The organism is Devosia chinhatensis (assembly GCF_000969445.1).
GTDB lineage: Bacteria > Pseudomonadota > Alphaproteobacteria > Rhizobiales > Devosiaceae > Devosia > Devosia chinhatensis.
Genome location: NZ_JZEY01000086.1, coordinates 1 through 458 on the forward strand (window position 1 = coordinate 1; position 458 = coordinate 458).

Annotated in this window: 1 protein-coding gene; it reads left to right on the forward strand. The window is 69.4% G+C overall.

Annotated elements, in window-relative coordinates; genetic code table 11:
* Positions 1 to 77: 77 nt before the first annotated feature.
* Positions 78 to 458, forward strand: a 381-nt coding sequence (locus VE26_RS16840; protein WP_200897280.1) for a hypothetical protein, incomplete at its 3' end; no start/stop codon positions are given.

Sequence of the window (458 nt, forward strand, 5' to 3'; positions counted from 1 at the left end):
AGCGCGGACCATGGAGGACCGGCACGACGACAATTACTCCACGCCCGAGAAATACGACCTTTAAGCCCGAGCGAGATGTGCCTCCTGGTGCGCCCCCGATTGCCGCCAATTGCGCCGCCCGCTACCACTGCCTCATGAAAAGACTGGCCTTTCTCGGCGCCATGAACCGTGACCTCGTCGCGGAAATTTCCGGCGACATCGTGCTGCAAAAGCTCGATCTCGACGCGCGCCCGCTCGTCGAAACGCCCGTGTCCGATGCCATCGCCGCCGCCGGCGCTCGCCTGCTCGCCGGCCTCGGCGCCCCCGACTACCCGGGCGGTGCCGCGTTCAACGCCGCCCTCGTCGCCGCCCTTCTGACGGCAGACGAGCGCACCCCCGACCTAGACTCCGTTGCACTGGCCCGGCGGGTGCGCGCGTCCAGGCCCCCTCGCGCAGCCCGCGCCGATGGTACCCTCCGC